Annotated in this window: 18 protein-coding genes and 4 pseudogenes; 9 read left to right on the forward strand and 13 right to left on the reverse strand. The window is 70.1% G+C overall.

The window, feature by feature from the left end:
* Positions 1-285: 285 nt before the first annotated feature.
* Together AB0B83_RS26965 and AB0B83_RS26970 are read right to left on the reverse strand one after the other, a co-directional pair.
* Entirely contained in the window at positions 286-1,833 is a 1,548-nt protein-coding gene (locus tag AB0B83_RS26965; RefSeq protein WP_357580505.1) for a hypothetical protein, read from the reverse strand.
* A gap of 473 nt (positions 1,834-2,306) precedes the next feature.
* On the reverse strand, positions 2,307-4,277 hold the full coding sequence (locus AB0B83_RS26970) for a BTAD domain-containing putative transcriptional regulator (protein ID WP_357580506.1): 1,971 nt from the start codon (positions 4,275-4,277) through the stop codon (positions 2,307-2,309).
* Positions 4,278-4,385: 108 nt separating this feature from the next.
* On the opposite strand from AB0B83_RS26970, the gene AB0B83_RS26975 reads away from it, so the two are divergent.
* The 5 genes from AB0B83_RS26975 (at position 4,386) to AB0B83_RS26995 (ending at position 7,935) form a co-directional block, all read left to right on the forward strand.
* Entirely contained in the window at positions 4,386-5,264 is an 879-nt protein-coding gene (locus AB0B83_RS26975) for an alpha/beta hydrolase (protein ID WP_357580507.1), read from the forward strand.
* A gap of 321 nt (positions 5,265-5,585) precedes the next feature.
* Positions 5,586-6,461 carry an alpha/beta hydrolase gene (locus AB0B83_RS26980; RefSeq protein ID WP_357580508.1) on the forward strand — a complete coding sequence of 292 codons (876 nt, stop codon included), beginning with the start codon at positions 5,586-5,588 and terminating at the stop codon, positions 6,459-6,461.
* A 60-nt stretch (positions 6,462-6,521) separates the two neighbouring features.
* A complete protein-coding gene (locus AB0B83_RS26985; RefSeq protein WP_357580509.1) occupies positions 6,522-6,884 on the forward strand; it encodes a metalloregulator ArsR/SmtB family transcription factor in 363 nt (120 codons plus the stop codon).
* Entirely contained in the window at positions 6,881-7,360 is a 480-nt protein-coding gene (locus tag AB0B83_RS26990; protein WP_357580510.1) for an SRPBCC family protein, read from the forward strand. The genes AB0B83_RS26985 and AB0B83_RS26990 overlap by 4 nt, the downstream gene beginning before the upstream one ends.
* A 38-nt stretch (positions 7,361-7,398) precedes the next feature.
* Positions 7,399-7,935: an alpha/beta hydrolase gene (locus AB0B83_RS26995; RefSeq protein ID WP_357580511.1), complete on the forward strand. Its 537-nt coding sequence runs from the start codon at positions 7,399-7,401 to the stop codon at positions 7,933-7,935.
* Between the two features lie 21 nt (positions 7,936-7,956).
* Here AB0B83_RS26995 and AB0B83_RS27000 read toward each other — a convergent pair whose 3' ends face one another.
* The 8 genes and pseudogenes from AB0B83_RS27000 to AB0B83_RS27035 form a co-directional block, all read right to left on the reverse strand.
* A complete protein-coding gene (locus AB0B83_RS27000) occupies positions 7,957-8,451 on the reverse strand; it encodes a GNAT family N-acetyltransferase (RefSeq protein ID WP_357580512.1) in 495 nt (164 codons plus the stop codon).
* A 58-nt stretch (positions 8,452-8,509) separates the two neighbouring features.
* A complete protein-coding gene (locus AB0B83_RS27005; protein ID WP_357580513.1) occupies positions 8,510-9,604 on the reverse strand; it encodes an N-acetylmuramoyl-L-alanine amidase in 1,095 nt (364 codons plus the stop codon).
* A gap of 111 nt (positions 9,605-9,715) precedes the next feature.
* A complete protein-coding gene (locus tag AB0B83_RS27010; protein WP_357580514.1) occupies positions 9,716-10,813 on the reverse strand; it encodes an FAD-dependent monooxygenase in 1,098 nt (365 codons plus the stop codon).
* Positions 10,810-11,193, reverse strand: a complete 384-nt coding sequence (locus tag AB0B83_RS27015) for a hypothetical protein (RefSeq protein WP_357580515.1) — start codon at positions 11,191-11,193, stop codon at positions 10,810-10,812. The genes AB0B83_RS27010 and AB0B83_RS27015 overlap by 4 nt, the downstream gene beginning before the upstream one ends.
* 156 nt (positions 11,194-11,349) lie before the next feature.
* Positions 11,350-11,502, reverse strand: a pseudogene (locus AB0B83_RS27020) (hypothetical protein); the annotation flags it as partial.
* Positions 11,489-12,925, reverse strand: a pseudogene (locus tag AB0B83_RS27025) (LodA/GoxA family CTQ-dependent oxidase); the annotation flags it as partial. The pseudogenes AB0B83_RS27025 and AB0B83_RS27020, both read right to left, overlap by 14 nt.
* Before the next feature lie 277 nt (positions 12,926-13,202).
* A complete protein-coding gene (locus AB0B83_RS27030; RefSeq protein ID WP_357580519.1) occupies positions 13,203-13,550 on the reverse strand; it encodes a cyclic-phosphate processing receiver domain-containing protein in 348 nt (115 codons plus the stop codon).
* Between the two features lie 205 nt (positions 13,551-13,755).
* Positions 13,756-14,145: pseudogene (locus tag AB0B83_RS27035) on the reverse strand (cellulose binding domain-containing protein); the annotation flags it as partial.
* Positions 14,146-14,584: 439 nt separating this feature from the next.
* Between AB0B83_RS27035 and AB0B83_RS27040 the strand changes: the two are divergent.
* Both AB0B83_RS27040 and AB0B83_RS27045 read left to right on the forward strand, forming a co-directional pair.
* Positions 14,585-16,165: a glycoside hydrolase family 43 protein gene (locus AB0B83_RS27040; RefSeq protein ID WP_357580516.1), complete on the forward strand. Its 1,581-nt coding sequence runs from the start codon at positions 14,585-14,587 to the stop codon at positions 16,163-16,165.
* Positions 16,166-16,266: 101 nt separating this feature from the next.
* Positions 16,267-17,256: a LacI family DNA-binding transcriptional regulator gene (locus AB0B83_RS27045; protein ID WP_357580517.1), complete on the forward strand. Its 990-nt coding sequence runs from the start codon at positions 16,267-16,269 to the stop codon at positions 17,254-17,256.
* 506 nt (positions 17,257-17,762) lie between these two features.
* Here AB0B83_RS27045 and AB0B83_RS27050 read toward each other — a convergent pair.
* From AB0B83_RS27050 to AB0B83_RS27060, 3 genes and pseudogenes are all read right to left on the reverse strand, one after another.
* Entirely contained in the window at positions 17,763-18,770 is a 1,008-nt protein-coding gene (locus tag AB0B83_RS27050; protein WP_357580518.1) for a hypothetical protein, read from the reverse strand.
* 103 nt (positions 18,771-18,873) lie between these two features.
* Positions 18,874-18,975, reverse strand: a pseudogene (locus AB0B83_RS27055) (transposase); the annotation flags it as partial.
* Positions 18,976-19,099: 124 nt separating this feature from the next.
* A complete protein-coding gene (locus tag AB0B83_RS27060; protein WP_357580522.1) occupies positions 19,100-19,444 on the reverse strand; it encodes a hypothetical protein in 345 nt (114 codons plus the stop codon).
* On the opposite strand from AB0B83_RS27060, the gene AB0B83_RS27065 reads away from it, so the two are divergent.
* Together AB0B83_RS27065 and AB0B83_RS27070 are read left to right on the forward strand one after the other, a co-directional pair.
* Positions 19,340-19,705, forward strand: a complete 366-nt coding sequence (locus tag AB0B83_RS27065) for a hypothetical protein (RefSeq protein ID WP_357580520.1) — start codon at positions 19,340-19,342, stop codon at positions 19,703-19,705. The genes AB0B83_RS27060 and AB0B83_RS27065 overlap by 105 nt on opposite strands.
* Entirely contained in the window at positions 19,617-20,054 is a 438-nt protein-coding gene (locus tag AB0B83_RS27070; protein WP_357580521.1) for an FCD domain-containing protein, read from the forward strand. The genes AB0B83_RS27065 and AB0B83_RS27070 overlap by 89 nt, the downstream gene beginning before the upstream one ends.
* The last annotated feature ends 102 nt before the right edge of the window (positions 20,055-20,156 follow it).

Raw genomic sequence — 20,156 nt, forward strand, 5'->3', positions numbered from 1 at the left:
GCGGCGCCTGTGATGAACCCCCGTCTCGAAAGTCCACGCAGATAGGCGATGCCACCGAGATCCTCGGGCCGCAGATCGCCGTGACTGACATTCTGAGGAGGGTCAGGGCGAGGCTCCCCGCTGAGGATTATCGATGCAACCTAAGGCTACTTCCGTTGGAGGGCAAGGGTTTGCCTGCGATCGCCTTGGGACGTCACGCGAGTCCTCTCCGTGACGTAACCAGGCCAGGGCCTGCGTCGTCGTAGGTCACGTCGCGCCTCCTGCCTGGCCTGCCGAATCGGAAGCTCAACTCAGGGCGGCGTGGGTGTCGGTGAGGAAGCGGTCGCGGTCCTCGCCATGGGCGATCGCCGCGTTGTAGATGGCGTCGATTGCAGCAGCCAGCGGATCGTCGTTCGCCAGGGCGATCAGGGCGGGAAACGCGGCGGCCTGCTGAAGTGCCCCTGCGACGGTGCGGGTGCCGATTCCTGGCGGGCCCAGGCGGAGGGTGACGGTGGTGTGCGGAATCTCGGGATCGGACATGAGCCGGTTGAACGCGGCACTGCCGCTCTGCTCGGTGAGGGATCGGGGCAGTGGACGGTCACCCTCGGCCGCGGCGAGGGCGTCGGCAATCCACCCGATCTGCTCCAGCCCGGCCACTCGCATCGCATGGCGGGCCGCCCAGCATGCTGCCTTCCGCTGGCGGGCGGCGGGCAGCGCAGCGATGCGGTCGAGTAGCCGGCGGTCGATCCGGGCCATCGACTGCGCCTGGCCGAGGAGTCCACGGACACGATCCGACGGCGGAGCGCCTCCCCACCGCTCGGCGTCGCGCTCGGCCTGCAGACGGCGGGATTTCTCCGCCAGCACGGTTGCCTCGGCGGCCTGCCCACGCAGCGTCTGAATCCACGGGTACGACCCGGCGGTGTCGAGCAGATGGTCCCAGATCAGACTGAGGGCGAAGGCGTGCCGGCCCAACACTCCCTCGTGCCGCAGCGTGAAGCCGCCAGAGCCGGACATCACCCGTACGGCACTCGGCTCGTCCTCCGGCAGCGTCGTCAACGGATGAGGGAAGATCGGTTCGACAGCGGTGGCCCACGACCAGGTGAAGGTCTCGTCGTCGACCCGCTCCAGACGAACCTCCAGGTCGCCGACGGGCAGCACCTCGGCCGGGACCTCGATCGGCGCGGGGCGACGACGGACCACCGCCACCCGGGACAGGTCGGCGTCGTCCTCGTAGGGGTGACCTGCTGGCAACAGCGGCAGGATGCCCGGGCGGGCGGACGGGCGAGGTACCAGCGACAGCATCGCCCACTCCGCGGCCTTCGCCGGCTGCTGCTCCCAGTCGCGACCTGCGGGGTCGGCCAGCACGGTGCGCCACGGCATCTCCTCGGAAACTCCCCAGATGTGCAACTCGTGCCGCTCGGGCGGGTCACCGTCAGTGCGTACCGTCTCGTGCAGTCGGTCGCGTGCGTGCACCCGCACCCTGACAAGCCCACGGGGGACGGCCACATCGGTAAGGGCGTCCGTGGTGCCACCCATCAAGCCGATGACCGACAACCGACCGCTGGGACTCCACAGGGTCACTTCACTGATCGCGTCCCAGCCGTCGTCGGCCTCTGCCGCAGGCCCGGACAGCACACGAACGCGTGCCTCGATCCACCCGGTGTGAATACCGCAGAAACCGGTGAACTGACTCGGCCCGCGGACGTGTAGCAGGTCGTCGCCGAGGATGTAGATCCCCATGCCGGACACACCCGGCGCTGTGAACACCTCGTACTGGCAATGGCTGACCGGCAGCCGCGCCCAGTCGGTCATGAACGCCGAAGGTCGATGATCCGCGCTGGGGGCGTCATTCACTGCCGAATCCTACGGCCGCCGTCATCTGACCAATGGCCCCAGGGATCGACGGGAATTACCTTCCGCCGCTGTCCGACCTTGCCGGCCGGCCACCCCGAGGGGACGGATCGCCGCCGTCAACGCCGTGAAGGACCGCCTGCGGCAACCGACGTAGTTAATGGGGTCGTGATGAAGGCGTGGCTCGTCCCCAGCAAGACGTACGCCAGTACCCTCGGCGACCCAAGTAGACGGGGGCGGTATCGCTTCAGTGCGTCGATGAAGGAAGCTTCCAACGATCGCTGGAAGCCCTTCCGCCTGGAGGCGCACGAACTGCCCCGTGCGGTACTTGATCGGCTGGAACGACTGGAATACGCGTAGGTGATCAAGGCATGCTGTCGGTCGTCGGCGGCAGGCTGAACGCGAAGCGGGAGGGCGTGCTCGTAGTGGCCTGGCGACCCGCGACGACCTGCACTTCCCGGCCCCAGCTCTCCGGCTCATCGGCTGCGGCTGAGGGCCGCGTCGAGGTCATCGAGATGGCGTGCGACGGGGCCGACGGTGAGCATGCCGCTGCCGGCTCCGGCCAGCTCGTTGGCAGCCGGCGTGAGTTCGGTCCGGGCGCGTTTCATCGCCGGCCGGTCGTCCAGGGCGATTGCAGCTTGGGCAGTGAGGCACCACACGGCCTCGAACAGCAGGTCGCGCGGCGGATCCGGGGTCTGACGCAGCGCCGCGGTGGCATCGGCCGGGCGGTCCCGTCCCAGTAGCACGAGTGGACGCGCCCAGGGCGTGTAGGGGCCCCAGTCGGTCTCATCGTCGAAGCGGAGCAGTTCGCCCTGCGACACGCGCAGGCATAGCAGGGCCAGTGGAAGGAGGCCCCGCTCGACGCCGGGCATGCCGGCGTTGGCGAGCTGTGCCGCCCCGTTGCGGTAGGCCGCTTCCGCGGCCCGCGGCGACGGCTCGGTCGCGGCCAGTCGCAGTGCGCGGTACCACTGGGTGAACACGCCGACCAGCGGGCGGTCGTGCCGTTCGGCGAGCCGGTCCGCTGCGGTGGCGTGCTGGTCGGCGGTGGCGAAGTCCGCGAGCGCGCTGCGGGCCTGCAACTGGACGAGATGACCGAGGATCTCGAACGTCCCCAGGCCGTGCTGGGCGGAGAGCGCGACGAGCTCGGCGCCGACCTGGTCCCGCTGGGGAGCCAGGCCCGCGCGGTGAAAGGTCTGCATGAACACGCCGTTCAGAGCGAAGGCCAGCAGTGCCGGGTCGCCCAGCCGGCGCGCGATCCGCTCCGCTTCCTGGGCCGCCTCGGGTCCGCGTGCCGCGCGGGTACCGCGTGACTCCACCGCGATCGTGGCCAGCAGTCGGGCTCGGGTGGCCTCGGACGAGCCAGGACGAAGGGCAGCCAGGGCCCGCTCGGCCGCCGTCACGATCCGCGTCGCCTGCGCCGCATCATCCGAGCGCGTCCAGATCGCGGGTACGTCGTAGCCGCCGATCACCCGGGCGGTGAGGTCGGGATCACCCAACTGCTCGGCGGCGGCGATGGCCGCGATCCGCTGTTCCCGCGCCGCCTCAAGTCCCCTCGCCCCCGTCACGGCGAGACTTCGCAGCAGGCCGACCGTCGACTCCAGTCGGGACGCGGAGCCGGACGCCACCGTACGGTCGTATGCCGCTGCGGTCTCCGCCCAGATCCGTTGCGGTTCCGGTGAGCCCAGCCCGTCGCCGACCCGATCGGCTTGGCGGAGGATGTCGGTCTCCAGGCGACGCAGTCGCGGGCTCGGATCGACGCCGAGTTGTTCCAGGAGCAGGCTGCGGGCTTGGCGCAGTACCGCAAGCGCATCAACCTGGCGTCCCGCGCGGTACAGGGCGAGCGCCAGCAGCCGCCACGCCTCCTCCCGCCACGGATGCTCGGCTACGTGGGCGTCGAGATCGGGTACGACGTCCGAGGCGCGCCCGACAGTCAGTCGCGCCTCGGCCCGCTGCTCGATCGCGTTCAGCCGTAGCTGTTCGAGGCGGGAACGCTCGACGCGCGCCCACGGCTCGTCGTCGATGCCGGCGAACGCGGGCCCCCGCCAACAGCCCAGGGCACGATCGAGCCGCTCGAGTGCCTCCTGCGGCGGCGCGGTGGACGCGGCGGCGACCTCGTTCTCGAACCGCCAGGCGTCGACCGCGTCCGGCGCCACCCTGAGCGCGTAGCCCGGGCCCTCGGTGACCAGCAACCGAGCCGGCTCGCGCGGTGCACGCTGCGGCTCCAGCGCGCGCCGCAACGCCGCCACGAACGTGCGGACGCTGCCCACCGCACCTGGTGAGGGCTCCTGCCACAGGTCATCGACGAGGCGGTCGACCGGTACCACCCGACCGCGCCCGACGAGGAGTCGCGCCAGCACCGCGCGGTGTTTCGGCCCTTTCAGGTCTATCGGCGCGCCGACGCCGTCCCAAGCGACGACCGGCCCGAGAACACCGAACCTGACCTGCACCGATCGAACCGCCCTTCCGCGCCTGCGCGGTCCAACGTATCGCGCTCATCGTTTGCTCATCCGCGACCGGCACGCTGGAACCGCCCACCGAACGAGAAGAGGACGACCATGACTATCACCATTCCCGGTTTCGACTACCAGCGCGTCGCGGTCGACGGGGACGTGACGATGAACGTGGCGGTGGGGGGTACGGGAAGCCCGATCGTGCTGTTGCACGGCTTTCCGCAGACCCACGTCATGTGGCGGCACGTCGCCGTCGACCTGGCCACCGACCACACCGTGATCTGTCCTGATTTGCGCGGCTACGGGGCAAGCGACAAGCCCGACGCGCGCGACGTCGACACGTACTCCAAGCGGACCATGGCCGCCGACATCGTCACCCTCGCCAGCAGGCTCGGCCACGAGCGCTTCGCCCTGGCCGGACACGACCGTGGGGCCCTCGTCGCCATCCGCGCCGGCCTCGACCATCCCGCCACGATCACCCACCTCGCCATCCTCGACGTCCTGCCGACGCTGGACATGTGGGACATCCTGCACGGGTCCTCCGCCGCCGTTGCCTTCCACCTGTACCTGATGGCCCAGCCGCCCGGCCTGCCCGAGCAGATGATCAGCGCCAGCGCGGACGCCTTCTTCGGTTACTTCCTCGACGTATGGGCCAAGAATCCCCAGGCAATTCCTGCGGACCTGCGGGCGGAGTACCTGAATGCCTCCCGCGAGGCGGTCCCCTCCATCGTCGCCGACTACCGCGCTTCGGCCGGCATCGACATCGAACACGACCAGGCCGACCGAGCCGCCGGGAACCGGCTGCCCATGCCGGCCACCGTCGTCCAGCAGGACTGGGGAGCCGCACTCGGCTACGACGCCGCCGCGCTGTGGCACACCTGGGCTGCTGATCTGGACCACCGCACCACGTCGGCCGGGCACTTCATGGCCGAGGAAGCGCCTGACGAGATCATCAAGGTCCTGCGCTCCCTGCTCGCACGGTAGCTAATCGGCTGCCCGCCGAGGGCGCGAACGGCTGGTGGTACCGGCCGGGCCTGCTCGCTGCTGTGTGCTCGGGCGAGTCGGAGCTGTTCGCGCGGCCGGACCACCGCACCGCCTACCGGTACGCCGGCAACCTCGACGAGCTACGGATGTCGGGATGGCCGGGCAAGGTCGGTTCGGATCCGGCACGATGGGGTGGGCGGTGTCGGTGTCCCGCTGCTGTTCGGCGTACATCTGATCCTCGCGGCCGTAGCCGGACGCGACGGTGACCACCGGCACCACGCACGTCAGACTCGGAGCCGACGCAGCCGGGAGGAGGACGCCATGCGGGCCGTCCAGAAGGTCCGCCATCGACGGGCCGACGTCGACGGACTGGAAGTGTTCTTCCGCGAGGCCGGGCGTCCCGGCCAGCCGGCGGTGCTGCTGCTGCACGGGTTCCCCTCCTCGTCGCACACGTTCCGCGAGGTCATGCCCACCCTCGCCGACGTCGCGCACGTGATCGCGCCGGATCTGCCCGGCTTCGGGATGTCCGCGTCGCCAACCGTCGACGACTACGACTACACGTTCGAGAACCTCTCCTGGACGATCGAGAACCTTCTCGACCAGCTCGGGATCGAGCGCCTCTTCGTCTATCTGCACGACTTCGGCGCGCCGGTGGGATACCACCTGGCCACCCGCGCCCCGACCCGCATCCGCGGCCTGATCGTCCAGAGCGGCAACGCGCACCAGGACGGCCTCGGCGAGCAGTGGGACAGCGCCCGGGCCTACTGGGCCGACCCGACCGACGCCACGCGCGCCGACCTGCCGGACTGGTTGAACTTCGCCGGTACCCGCGACCAGTACCTGGCCGGGCTGCCCGAACGGCTGCGCGCCCTGCACGCCCCCGAGGCGTGGCACCTCGACTGGGAGCGCATGAGCCGGCCCGGCAACGTCGACGCGCAGTTCGCGCTGTTCACCGACTACGCCAACCACGTCGTCCGCTTCGACGAACTTGCCGAGTACCACCGCGCTCACCAGCCGCCGGCGCTCGTGCTGTGGGGACGGCACGACGCGTACTTCGACGTCGACGAGGTCCTCGCCTACCACCGCGTTCTCGATCGCCTGGACGCGCACATCTACGACGGTGGCCACCTCCTGTTGGAGACGCACGCGGCGGAGTGCGCCGAGCTCATGCGGGCGTTCGTGCGCGACAACGCGTGAGCCGATCCACCCGTGGACGCGACGTTGCCAAAAGCGTAACAACCTGGTTACCCTTTCGGCGTGGACGAGGTGGCAGCCGCGATCGCCGATCCGGTTCGGCGGGAGATCCTGCTGATGCTGCGTGACGGGCCGCTCTCGGCCGGCCAGATCGCCGACCGGTTCGTGATCAGCCGGGCGGCCGTCAGCCGTCATCTGCGCGTGTTACGCGAGGCCGGCCTGGTGCGCGACACGGCCGACGGCCGCAGGCGCGTCTACACACTCGTCACCGCGCCGCTCGACGAGCTGGCCGGGTGGTTGGGACGACTGACGCGCCCGTCCGGCTGGCAGCACCGCCTCGACGCGCTGGAGACCGAGGTCTACCGCACCCGCCGCGAGCGGCAGACAGCCGCCGGGCGACACCCAGCCCAGAAGGAGACCGCATGAGCCCCACACCCACCGGCCGACTGATCAGCGACGACCTCGTGCTGACCCGCACGTTCCGCGCTCCCGTGGCGGACGTCTGGGCCAGCCTCACCGATCCGGCGCGCACGGCACGCTGGTTCGGCCCGTGGCAGGGCGACGCCGCGCCGGGCCGCACGATCAAGGTCCAGATGGCGTACGAGGAGGGCGAGCCCTGGATGGACATGACCATCGACGCGTGCGAACCGCCGCACCGGCTGGCGGTCTCGGCGGTCGACGAGCACGGCGAATGGCATCTGGACATGACGCTGGCCGAGAGCGCGGGCGTGACCGAGCTCCGGTTCACGCAGCACCTGACCGGCACGGAGGGCGTCGGCGAGGTCGGACCCGGCTGGGAGTACTACCTGGACGCGTTGACCGCCTCGCACGACGGCCGGCCGGCACCGGACTTCGACGACTACTACCCCGCGATGAAGGAGCATTTCGAAGCGCAGCGGTAGAGGTGGTGTGATCAGGACGTCGATCCGAAGGGGGCACGGTGGGGCGCAGGGCGATCATCTTCCACGGGACCGGCGGCAACCCGGACGCGTGCTGGTATCCCTGGCTGGCAGGGCGGCTCGCGGCCCGGGGATACGCCGTCGAGGTGCCGCACCACCCGGGTATCAACGTCGAGCCGATCGCCACGTTCCTGCCGAAGGTGCTGAACGGGCACAGCTTCGACGAGGACACCATCCTCGTGGGCCACTCCGGCGGCGCGGCCCTCCTGCTCGCGCTCCTGGAACACGTGGACGTGACCGTCGCCCAGGCGATCCTGGTCGCCGGGTACTGCACGCGGCCCAACACGGAGGAGGAACCGGTCCTCCAGCAGGGCTACGACTGGGCCGCGATCCGGTCGCACGTACGGGACATCTACTTCATCAACTCCCGCGAGGATCCGTACGGCTGCGACGACCGGCAGGGACGCGCCATGTTCGAGCGGCTCGGCGGCACCCAGATCGTGCGCGACGACGGGCACTTCGGCGACTACGACCAGCCGTACGAGCGGTTCGAGCTGCTCGACCGGCTCATCCCCTGACGGCACCGAACCGTCGGACCGCTAGGCGGTGAGTTCCTTGGCCATGATGTGCTCCCTACGCAGACCGTCGGGCATGAGGTCGCCGAGCTCACCCGTGTCACGGAAGCCGTTGCGCCGGTAGAGCGCCCAGGCGTTGCTGTTGCCCTCCGCCACGGCCAGGCGAAGAGTCCTCGCGCCAACCAGCCGAGCCCACTGCTCGACCGCCCGCACGAGGTGGTCGCCCACACTCCGGCCACGTCCCACCGGCGCCACGTACATCGAGATCAGCTCGACCACGCGATCCTGATCGGTCGGCACGCCGCTGGCCATGCCGACGGGATGCCCGTCGAGCGTCGCCACGACGTTGTGTGAGCCGGGAACGGCCAGCCGACCGCGCCAACGTTCCTCCCGGTCGCCGTCGCCCTGCCAGGCCGCCAGTTGGGAACCGAAGGCGTACGGCGCCTCTGCCAGCGCGGCGAGCCGCAGATTCCGCCAGGTCTTCCAGTCGCCCTCGGTGAGCACACGCGTCTCGATCACGTCGCGAAGGCTGCCGCAGGTGCGGAGACCAGGCAACCTGGTTCCTGTCGCCTGGGCGCTACGAATGAAGGGCGTCCCCGAAGGCTTCGCGGACCACGCCGCCAGTGACGGCGCACCACGTCCTGGTGTCCACTTTGCCGTTGGCGGGCAGGCCGTGCAGCGTCTGCAGGTCCTTGACGGCACTCCCGGTGGCATCGTCGAACTGGCCGTCGACGCCGACATCGACGTATCCCTTGGCGACGAGGATGCCTTGCAGCGCCCTGACCACATCGCCAGTGGCGTGCTGGTCCAGCTCCGGAGCGAGTGTCTCCCAGGTTTCTGCGGTCATGGTCCCGTCCGGCGACACCGCAAGACCGTGCCTGTGCTGCCAGTCCCTGATGGCTGAGGTCATCTCGGGGGACCACTGCCCGCCATCCGTCAGCGGGACGGGGTAACCGGCGTTGCGCAGGAGGTACTGGGCGACGGTGACCACCGGGCCCCCGACGGGCGTACCCTCGGCGACCTCGTAGATGTCGGGCCAGGTTCGCTCCGGGACCTCCCCGATCTGTGTTCCGAGCTGGGCCGCCACCTCGCGGCGCAGCTGCGGGAACTGGCGGTAGAAGCCGATGCCGGGACATTGCGTGTTGCGGAAGTCCCAGTGACCGAAGATGTGGTGCGCTCTGAGCTGGTATTGCCGGCAGATCGTGACGCAGAGCCGCACCAGCGAGTCCCACAGCTTCCGCGTCGGGGTCTCCTCGATGTAGAAACCCTCGTTCTCGATGCCTATCGAGTCGTGGTTGCGGCCGGGGCAGTGCGCCGATCGGACCTGGGCCAGGCCGGTCTCCAGAGTTTCGAGGCTGCACGCCCGTCCTTCCAGCACATGACCACCCCGGCTGACCGTGAAGTGCTGCCCGGAGTCGGACCAGCCCCTCTCGTCCTGGTGAAATCGTTGGATGTCCTTGGCCAACCGCACCGCCCGCTCGCGGGAGAAGTCGGTGGTGTTGTGTGCCGGCTCCCCGGTGTGGTGAAGGATGATCTTCCGGGTGGTGCCTTCGAGCAGCACCACCCCGGGGGGCTTCGGCCGGCGGGCGCCCCAGCTGCCGCAGTCGATGATCCAGGGGAACATGGCGCTGGGCACGGCGTCGGCGATGTCGGTTCCGCGCTTGATCACCATTGATCCTCCATGATCTCGAAGTTGAGTGGGTCGCGGTGCCGCGGTGGAGCAGCTGCCGGTAGGCGGATGCGGCACCGGCGTGCTGCCCGGAGACCGTGGCCGCGGAGATGACTACCGGCGCCGGCACCAGAAGGGGCGCGAGGTCCACCGCTGTTCCCGCTGGTACGCGGCGCGGTGGTGGTGGCGGTACGCCGCCCGGATCCTGGCAAGGTTCGCGGCGTACTCCGGTAGGGCGTCACGCTCGCCGCGCAGGTGCCGGTCGGCGGCTCGGCCGGCGACGAGCCCGGTGTAGAGGGCGGTGAGGATGCCCTGGCTGGAGAGAGGGTCGAAGGCGATGGCGGCGTCACCGGCGGCGATCCACCCGTCGCCGTGCGGGAGGGTGAGATGGCTGCTGTGGGCGGCGACCCGCCGCGGAGGGGCCCATTCTCCGACATCCTGACCAGGAGCGGTCACATGGTGGAGCCTGGCCAGCAGCGCCCGGTACCGGACCGGCCGGTGCAGGTCCCCCGGCGCCAGATCGGCATCGGTGAAGTAGGTGAGCACCCGGTGCTTGTTCGGCGCGGGCGCGGCGTACCACCACCCGTCGGGCGCCGCCTCGACCAGCGAGGCGGCCAGGACCGGATCGGCTGCGGGGACACGGACTTCGACGCCGACGAGCCGGTCGGTGGTCCGGCAATGGCCGCCGTGACGACGGGCGATGGCCCCGGCCCGGCCGGTCGCCTCGACCAGCCACGCGCACCTGACCCAGCGGGCTCCCGTCGCGGTGTGCAGCCGTAGGGTCCACGCGCCGCCCGGCTCGCGCACGGCCTCGGTGACCCGTGTGTCGTCGAGAGCCCGGGCTCCGGCGGCCACGGTGGCCGCGCGCAGTTGGCGGTCGTAGAGCGGCCGGTCCAGGTGCCAGCCGTGCCCGTACGGGTCGAGGATCGTGTCGACACGGGCAAGCGTCTCCGAGTCCCAGGCCGAAAGGTTGGCCAGGCATCGTGGGTGGCCGCCGGCCGCGTCCGGAGTGGGCAGGCCGAGTTCGTTCAGCATGCGGCGGGCCGCCCCGGGCAGGGCCTGCCCGGCCCGCGGCGCGCGGTGGCCGGCGTCAACGAGCAGAACCGAGCGGCCCGCGCGGACCAGGGCCGCAGTGGCGGCGGTACCGGCGGGACCGCCGCCGGCCACCACGACGTCGTACCAGGAACCGGGGGGCGGGCCGCCTCCGCTCACAGCTGGTCCCGGTACGGGCTGACCTTGTCGAAGCGGCCCACCAGCACCTCGTCGGAGTCGAACGGGCTCTGCTCGATGACGTATCCGACCTCGTCATCGGAGACCCCTGCGCCGTCGGCCGTCTCGGGCACGTGCAGGGCGATCAGGTTGCGGGTGTACGGCACCTGGTCGAGGTCGAGCAGTGGCTTCGACTCCACCCGCATGACAGCGGGAAACGTGCCGTCGTCAGGGCCGTCGCGGGTCTCCACGATGCCGAGCTTGGACCAGAGTTCCACCATCTGCTTGTGCTGCTGCTCATCGTCGCCGTGCAGCGCCCGGAACCACACCGCCCGCTGCTCGAAGGCCTTGCGCCGCACCTCGATGTCCTGATGCGTGTCCATGACCGTGCGGTAGTCGGCTTCGGTGAGCACATGGTTGGGCACGGTCGCGGGCCACCACGTCGGCAGGTACGGGTCGAACCCGGCGGTGAAGCCCATCTCCTCCTGACTGGCGTAACCGGAACGGCACTCGGAGGTGTCGGTCTGCCACGGCACGGCCATCCAGCGGGTGAGGTCGCCGGGAGCCTGGGCATACAGCGGGCCGTCCACCGCCATCGCGTTCTGCGGGGTCAGCCAGGGCCCGTAGAACGGCTCCTGCCAGCCGCTGGGCCGGTGCCGGATGCGGAAAACGGCCCTGGTACATCGACGGATGCCGGATGGGCCAGGTCACCTCGCAACCCGGGTGGAACGCGTCGGCCAGGCAGAAGTCGAGCGCGGCACGGTCGAGCGTCTCCGGTTGCAGATCCAGTGCCACGTCACGGAACTGCCTGCCGGAGGCGGGCGGGTCGCCCGGCACGAACCTGCCCGCCGCCCAGTAGCGGAACATGCGGTACTGGACGGGTGACAACGTCACGTGGTGGCGCACCGAGCGGGGCGGCACCGACATGGCGTCGCCGTAGATCCATGGCCACGGCACCGGGGAGATCCCGTCCCGGTCGATGTGGCGCAGCGCCGTGTAGATCTGGGTGCGCAGCTCCGCGTACTGCTGATCGGGCCGGGCGAGCTTGGCCATGACGGAGTCGTCGAGAAAGTAGTCGGCCCCGCCCCAACCGAACCGGGTGGCGAACCCGTGGTTGACCCATTGAAGCTCGCTCATCCGGCGCAGCACCGGCGCGATGTGCTCGTGGAACGACACCTCGGGAAAGGGCAGCACACCGCTGGCGACGTGCATGTCGAACAGCAGGTCGTACAACGTGCGCACGCTCTTGACGCCGGGCGCGTAGTCGGGCGGTCCGACGATGACCCAGGCCGGATCCACCGGTATCTCGCGGCCGTCGATGGTCACTTTCGCGGTCACGGGTCCGTCGGAGACGTCGTCGTGCCAACCGTCGTTGTTGGCGTACGACTTCAGCGTCTCGTACTTCTTGTCGTACGGGCCGGCGGCACCCTTGCCGCCGAGGACCAGCAGCCGCCCTTCCTCATCGGTGTGCAGCTCGCCGAGGTACACGGGGATGCCCATGAACTTTCCCGTGTCGAAGACAGCACCGCTGCTGACATTGACACCACTGACCTCGCGTGGACCGGGCTTGATCTCCAGCCGGTCGCGCTCGGCGCGCGGCACGTCGGCGTTGCGCAGCTCGGCGTTCTTGGCCTGCTCGGCTTCGGGGATGTCCATCGCCAGCCGGAACTGGTACCAGGCGGCCTTCTTGTTGGCCAGCTCGACGCTCCAGCGCAGGGACGTGCCCTCCTGGGGAAGGATCTCCTTGACCACTTGGCCTTTGGCGTCGTACCCGTACACCCGGAACCGGGCGGCCTGACGTTTGATCGCCCCGGACCGGTCCCGGTAGAAGCCCGGCTCACGAGGCGGAGGATCCGGCATCTCCGGGCCGATGAAATACTCACTGTCGCTGTTTCCTACCCGCGCCACACCGATCGCCGGGTGGACAGCCGCGCGGATGATTTCCTCTGCCATTAGAATATTTCGCTTTCCAGCTGACGGAACAAGCATCCACCAGGAGATTAGCGAGCTGCGGAGGCTTGCATTCGGCGAACGGCGACATGCCACGTGCCCGAGGCTGCACCGCAACACCTGCCCCACACGGAACGAGGTCGGAAACGCCTGTGTGCCCAACATGACTCGGGCGGCCTGCCGCTGGGTGTTGAGGCAAGCACGATCCGTGCCATCATCGAAATAAGTCCTGCAAGCCGCAGCTCAGCCAAGGTCAACATCCCCGGCTGGAGTATTAGCACTCATAGCGAGTAAGTGTGGTAACTCGGCGGCATGCCCTCAAGAGCCAACTGGCCAGCACGCCTCGTCCTTCGGGCGCCGAGTCCCGCGATAGCCGACTATCTGCTTCTGCTGCGAGTCGCGAGGTCGGCTGGCCTGTGTCGCTCTGGCGCTCTGCAACCGGTCAGCTCGCGCTGGCGGTCCCGTCGAGATAGCCGACGTCCGTCGAGCCCGACGCGACGTGGACCTGGTAGCCCCAGTGCCGCAGAACTTGGACGATCTTCGTGGCACCAGCCGGGTTGGCGGAGTGGACGCAGACGACACCGATGTCGAACCGGCGATCCTCGAAGGCGGCCCGTTCCAGCACCTCCACGACCGGCCAGATCGTGTCGTCCCCGCCCAGGTCATGGTCCAGCCACAACTCGTCCAACCGCTGCCCCCGGTACCGATCGAGGAGCTCAACCCCAGCCGCACTGCTACGGGCCACTCCCGCACTGCGACCGTCCATGAAGGAACGAAGGTCATCAACCAGACGAGCGTCATGAGGATGGCGGCGGCGCCGCGGCGTGCCCGGCCGCGGCGCCGCTCTTGTAGCCCTGGGAGCGTACGTGGCGCAGCAGCGCCTGGGTGGTGAGCGGGTTTCCCCAGGACGTCTCGTCGGGGATGGCGTCGAGGGTGTTGCCCAGATTCCAGCCGGGCTCCATCGCGGCCACCGTGGCCATCGGGTCGGCCGGCCGGGGCGAGGTGGACGGTGAGACGGTCGGGCTCGTCGACGGGCCCGTCGTGCCGGTGCAGGCGACTCCGTTGAGCGTGAACGCGGACGGCGTCGTGTTGCTGCCGGACCAGGAGCCGTTGAAGCCGAACGACACCGTGGCGTTCGTGCCAATCGCCGCGTTGTAGCTCGCGTTGGTCGCGGTGACCTGGCTGCCGGAGGCGGTCACGGTCGCGTTCCAGGCCTGGGTCACCTGCTGCCCGGACGGGAACGCCCAGGCCAGGCGCCAGCCGTTGACCGGGTCGCCGAGGTTGGTCACCCGGACGTCGGCGGTGAAGCCGCCCGGCCACTGCGCCGTCGTCGCGTAGGCGACCGAGCAGCCAGCTGCGGCCTGGGCGGTGGTGGCCACGACCATGCCGGTGGTCAGCAGCGCGGCGACGCCCAGGGCGACGACCCCAGCGCGCAGGCGTGTTCTTCGCAGTCTCATGAGCCGGTCCCTGAGGTTGTGGCGGTGGGGACGGCCGCCGGTCGCCGTGGCGACGAGCAGGTGGATGAGGGCATGGGTTCTCCAGCGCTCGAAGGAGGAATGACCTGCGCGCCGGCCGGCTGTGCCGGCCGGCGCAGGACGGATCTGGCGCGGAGGTGCCCTTCCTCCGCGTGCGCTGCGCTGCTCCCGCCCTCCGCCGCCGAGACAGCGAAAGTTTCGCGCTGGACGGTACGCTTTTTCCTCGACAGGCGTCAATGTCGGGCAGGCGATCGCCAAGGACGTTGACTTCACCGGCCCGCTTTCCTAGCCTTTCCGGGCAACTATCGCTGTCGATAGAAAAAATTTCTCTCAGCCCGTGGGGAGCCGCATGAGCATCGCGCAGCAGGAGACGGCCGCCCCCGAGCCTGGGGCCGGTCCGCCGCGCTGGGCCGACGGTACGTTCCGCAACCCGGTGATCCCCGGTATGCACCCGGACCCGAGCATCTGCCGCGTCGGCGAGGACTACTTCCTCGCCTGCTCCAGCTTCGAGTACTTCCCGGGCGTGCCGATCTTCCGCAGCCGCGACCTCGTGCACTGGGAGCAGATCGGCAACGCGCTGGACCGGCCGAGCCAGCTCTCCCTGCCACCGCAGATGCCCTCGTCCGGCGGCGTCTACGCGCCCACGCTGCGCCACCACGACGGCCGGTTCTGGCTCATCGTCACCAACGTCGCGCCCGACGCCGGCACCATGGTCTTCACCGCCACGGACGCCGCCGGCCCGTGGTCGGAGCCGGTGCGGCTGCCCGACGTCGCCGGCATCGACCCGGACCTGGCCTGGGACGAGAACGGCGACTGCTGGTGCACGACGGCCGGCATCCACCAGGTGCGCGTCGACCCGCACACCGGCAGGACGCTCGGCCCGCCGCGCCGGACGTGGTCCGGCGCACCCGGCGCGCAGGCCCCGGAGGCCCCGCACCTGTACCGGATCGGCGACCTCTGGTACCTGCTGATCGCCGAGGGCGGCACCGAGCGGGGGCACGCCGTGTCCATCGCCCGTGGTCCCGCGCCCGACGGGCCGTTCGAGCCCTGCCCGGCCAACCCGATCCTCACCCACCGCGGCACGCACCGGCCGATCCAGAACACCGGCCACGCCGACCTCGTCCAAGCGCCCGACGGCTCCTGGTGGATGGCGCTGCTGGGCGTACGGCCGGGCGGTGGCACCCCGGGATGGCACGTCCTGGGCCGGGAGACGTACCTCGCACCGGTCACCTGGGTCGACGGGTGGCCGGTGGTCGGCGACGTCAGCCCGGTCATGCCCGCGCCACCGTGGCCGCCCCGGCCGGTGCCCGCGCCACCCGTCCGCGACGACTTCGACGACGCCCGGCTGGATCCGCGCTGGGTGTCGGTGCGGTCCCGACCCGCCGGGTGCTGGTCGACGGCGGCCCGCCCGGGCTGGCTCACCCTCCACGCCCGCGGAGCGTCGCTCGACGAGCCGGACGTGACCTTCGTCGGCCGTCGCCAGCAGCACCTGTCCTGCCGCGTCCGGGCGCTGGTCGACCCGGCCGAGGGCGTGGGTGGGCTCGCCGTACGCCTGGACGAGCGGCACCACTACGACATCGAGGTCGGCGACGGCCTGGTGCGGGTCGTGGCCCGGCTGGGTTCGGTGCGCCCGACCGTCGCCACCCGTCCGGTGGCACCGGGCCCGGTCCAGCTCGGCGTCGACGTGGTCGCCTCCCCGCCCGGCAGTTGGCACCCGTGCGAGGAGCCCGACGTGCTGCGCCTCGGCATCCAGCACCCCGACGGCACCTTCGACCCGCTCGCCGAACTCGACGGCCGATACCTGTCCACCGAGGTGGCCGGCGGGTTCACCGGCCGGGTGATCGGCGTGTACGCCGCCTCCGGCACCGTCCACGTCGACTGGTTCGACTACGAACCGCTCGACGTGGCCGGCACCATCCTGGCGCCGTGACCCGGACCGGCCGGCGAGGAGAGGGGGCTGGAGTGTCGCACGCCGAGTCAGGCGAGGTGGTCACCGGCCAGGACCAAAGGCCGGACGATCCGTCCCGGCCCGTGACGATCTCCTACATCGCCCGGAGCGCCGGCGTGTCCGTCCCGACGGTGTCCAAGGTCATCAACGGCCGGTCCGGCGTCTCCGCCGACACCCGGGCTCGGGTCGAGGCCCTGATCAGCCGGTACGGATACCGCCGGTCGTCGCCGGTCACCCGCAGCAACATGATGGAGCTCGTCTTCGACGAGTTGCAGCACATGTGGGGCATCGAGATCATCCGCGGGGTCGAGCGGGTCGCGCGTGAACAGCGCGTCGGCGTCGTGCTGACCGAGTTCGGGCCGGAACGCAGCGCCATCCACTACTGGATCGACGACACCCTCGCCCGCCGCCCCGACTGCGTCATCACCGTGGCGCAGTTGACCGACGAGCAGCGCGACCAGCTACGTGCCAGGGGCATCCCCTTCGTCGTGCTCGACCCCACGAGCGAACTGCCCGACGACGTCCACTTCGTCGGCGCCACCAACTGGACCGGTGGCCGATCAGCCACCCGCCACCTCATCCGGCTCGGCCACCGCCGCATCGCCGTCATCGCCGGGCCGGAGCACGTCCTGTGCAGCCGCGCCCGGCTCGACGGCCACCGCGCCGCCATGGACGCCGCCGGCCTCACGGTCGATCCGGGGCTGATCAGCAACGCTCCGTTGACCGCCGAGGCCGGCCACGAGGCCGCCCTGGCGCTGCTGAGCCGCGAGCCACGGCCGACGGCCGTCGTCACCGGCAACGACCTCCAGGCGGTCGGCGTCTACCGCGGCGCCCGCGACCTCGGCCTGCGCATCCCGTCGGACCTCAGCGTCGTCGGCTTCGACGACCTGCCCATCGCCGCCCTGATCGACCCGCCGCTGACCACCGTACGTCAGCCGATCGTCGAGATGGCGGTGGCGGCCACCGAACTCGCGCTCGCCCTGGGCCGGGGAGAGCGGACGACCCAGGTCGGCATGGAGCTGGCCACGACACTCACCGTCCGCGGCAGCACCGCCCCGCCCGGGGGCCGGTAGGGCGTGCGTGACAGTCGCGGGTTCCGGCACCCGCCGGGACCACGCGTCCCGGCCGTCGGTCACGGCAGGCTTCCGGCCCGGCTGTCTGGGCCGCAGCAGGTCGTCGACGCTGCCGCGCAGCGCCCTGCGGTTCGCGTGCCCGGTGTTGAGCAGCAGGCTGGCGACGTGCTACTCGACCGTACGCGGCGAGAGGTGCGACAGCGAGGCCAGGTCCTGCTTGTCGTGGCCTTCCCGGGCAACACGAGCACCTCGTGCTCATGGCCGGGTATCCCGCCGGCCATGAAGATCAACGTCAGCAGCTCTCCGTGCACACGGAGGGCTCTTCGTTCCCGGCAGGATGCCAAGTCAGGAGGTGTGCGACCTCAGGGGTCACTTCAGGAAGGGTCCGGCAAGGCGTTGATCTGCCGAGCCGATGCCGGTGGTCGTGTCCCCCATCGTCGCCTGATGCACAGCCGCGGGTCGTGCATGAGCGACGATGGCCGAGCCGCGAACCGGCCATGGTGCGGTCAGCGATGATGTTCCGCCCATACAGGGTCGGCCAGGGCTGCTGCGCGGTTCCATGCGGGTACGCCGCCGGGGAGCATCCAGGCCCGGGTAGGCTTCGCGCCGAAATTCGGCGTCACGAGATCGTCGGCGAGCCGCCGTTGCTCGGTGACCAGAGCGCGCGCGGCTCCCGGCGTGCCCTTCGCGATTTCGCGTTCAATGTGGGAGACGGTGTCGACATGATGGCGCACCGACCACGCGTTCCGCCGGTCCACTTCGTCGGCGTCAACGACCGCCATCAGCGTCATCAGTGGTGGTTCGACCACCTCGGCCAGGCACGCGGCAAGCCGGTCATGCCCGTCGAGGAGCAGATAGCAGTCGAGGCTACTCACCCACCACAACAGGATCGGCGGCACCGTGCCGTCGCGGACCTGCTTGCGGTACGCCTTCACCCGCGCATCGTCGTGCCGGGACATCGGTCGCATGGGGAGCACTAGACCGCTGCCGCCGTGGCCGTACCAGTCAAGCTCACCGGCACTATCGTCGACCAACAGCTCGGACCAGCGGTCGGCGATGGGGGCGGGCTTGAAGACCGACCCGCACGTCGCCACATACCGCAGGTACGGTGCGCTTGCCTGCAACAACCACCGGCTCGAATGCAGCGGCCCGACCCTGCTGGTGGTGAGCAGGTCCGCGAACCGGTACGCCCATCGCATGTTCCGGTCTGCAGCCGGGGCCCCGCCGAGTTGGCGGGTCTCCACCGATCGGATAGGTGGCATGACCGACCTGTAGCCGTTCAATCGCAGGTAATCGACATAGAGGTAAGCAGCGTGCTGGCGGGCAAGGAACACGACCGCCGATCCCTGCCGGATCTGAAGACGCCCACCCCCAGTGACCTCCACCGCAAGTCCCGCACGTCGGGGCGCAGACGTGACATCGAGGAGCAGCCCGTGCCAGCGGGTGCCAAGGATCAGATCTGCACGGTGAGCGCGGATCCGGCTGGTACCACCCTGGATCTCCTCAACATCCACGACGCCGTTCTACACGAGCACCAGCATGACCACGACCACATATCCGCAAGCTCCACCCGGAGTTCGAGCCCACCAGGGCAAGCAAATCCTGCACGGCTGCCACATCCTCGACGCCTCGATGCTTGATCTCGGTGAACACCGACAGCCAGAACTTGGCGCCTTCACCGCCGTCGCCGGCTCACAGGCCGAGGATGTCCCGCTCGCCGTTGACGGCATGGTCCATGGATTTGCCCGTAGCCGGACCCAGGCATCACCGACCACTCGGCCGGAAGCGATGGCAGTTCGGCGTCCCTGGGTGATCAGCTCGTCGAGCTTCGCTCGCGGGTGAACTACCAGCCGTCCGCTGGCCGGTCAGTCACGATGAATACGCGGTCACCGGCGGCGAGGCCGCACCACTGACGAACCATCGTCGGCAGCCGGACATGCCCTTCGTTGGCCACCTTGAAGACGCCTTGTGGATCCGCGGAAACCACAATCAGCCCGTGGCGCTCCCTGCCGACGGCACCCTCGGTGTGGGCGGCGCGGCGCTCGCCACGCAGCTTCTCCGGGCGGGGCTTCTCGACGAACTGCTGCTCTTCACCCACCCGGCGATCCTCGGCTTCGGCCGGCCGCTGTTCGATGACTGGGACATGCCGATCGAGCTCGACCTGCTCGAGCAACGATCGTTCAAGCACGGCGTCACGATGCACCACTACGCCATCCGGGAGGCGAACTCGTGCTGGGGCAGGTCGCGGACGGCGTACTGGTTCACGAGAGCGAATTTCTCCAGAGCAACACCATCGTCGTGCAAGGCCGCGCCAGCGTGCTGCTCATCGACCCGGGATTGCAGAGGACGACAGCCTCGCCATCCTCGACGACCTCGTCGCCACCCGGCGGGTGCTGGAGTCCGACATGGCGAACGTCGCCGCCCGCCTCGCCGACGCGGAGAGCATTGACCGGCTACGCGCGCTGGTGGACCGCATGGACGAGCTCGTCGACGACCACGTCACCTACCACGAGCACGATCGGGCTTTCCACGACACGGTCATGCAGGCGTCCGGAAACCGCATCGCTCGCGGTGTCGTACAGGCGCTGGAGAGCCAGGTCATCAACACCGCCCGCTACATGGGCCGGACCGAACGCTCCCTGTGCGTGGCGTCCAACCGCGGCCGCCGGCGCGTCTACGAGCGCATCGCCCGCGCACGACCCGGACGGCGCGGCCGAGGCCATGTTCACCCCCACATCGCCGTGACCTGGCTGGTCCGCCGCAGCGGTTCGGGCAAGCCGGCCCGCCTGCAACGCTGACCCGGCCAGGAGGCCGGCGCGCAGGATCCTCGCCATCCCGGCCCGACGTCAGGCGGCGCCGGCCCCCGCGTCGCAGGGGCCGGGTGTACGACGTCCCGGGGT

Source organism: Micromonospora sp. NPDC049060 (assembly GCF_040649055.1).
In the GTDB taxonomy this organism is placed as follows: domain Bacteria; phylum Actinomycetota; class Actinomycetes; order Mycobacteriales; family Micromonosporaceae; genus Micromonospora; species Micromonospora reichwaldensis.

Excerpts from the sequence above, each read along its gene's own strand:
- AB0B83_RS27040 (WP_357580516.1), top strand. The coding sequence starts at position 14,585 with ATGAGCATCGCGCAGCAGGAGACGGCCGCCCCCGAGCCTGGGGCCGGT.
- AB0B83_RS27005 (WP_357580513.1), bottom strand. The coding sequence starts at position 9,604 with ATGGTGATCAAGCGCGGAACCGACATCGCCGACGCCGTGCCCAGCGCC.
- AB0B83_RS27015 (WP_357580515.1), bottom strand. The coding sequence starts at position 11,193 with ATGGACACGCATCAGGACATCGAGGTGCGGCGCAAGGCCTTCGAGCAG.
- AB0B83_RS26975 (WP_357580507.1), top strand. The coding sequence starts at position 4,386 with ATGACTATCACCATTCCCGGTTTCGACTACCAGCGCGTCGCGGTCGAC.
- AB0B83_RS26990 (WP_357580510.1), top strand. The coding sequence starts at position 6,881 with ATGAGCCCCACACCCACCGGCCGACTGATCAGCGACGACCTCGTGCTG.
- AB0B83_RS26980 (WP_357580508.1), top strand. The coding sequence starts at position 5,586 with ATGCGGGCCGTCCAGAAGGTCCGCCATCGACGGGCCGACGTCGACGGA.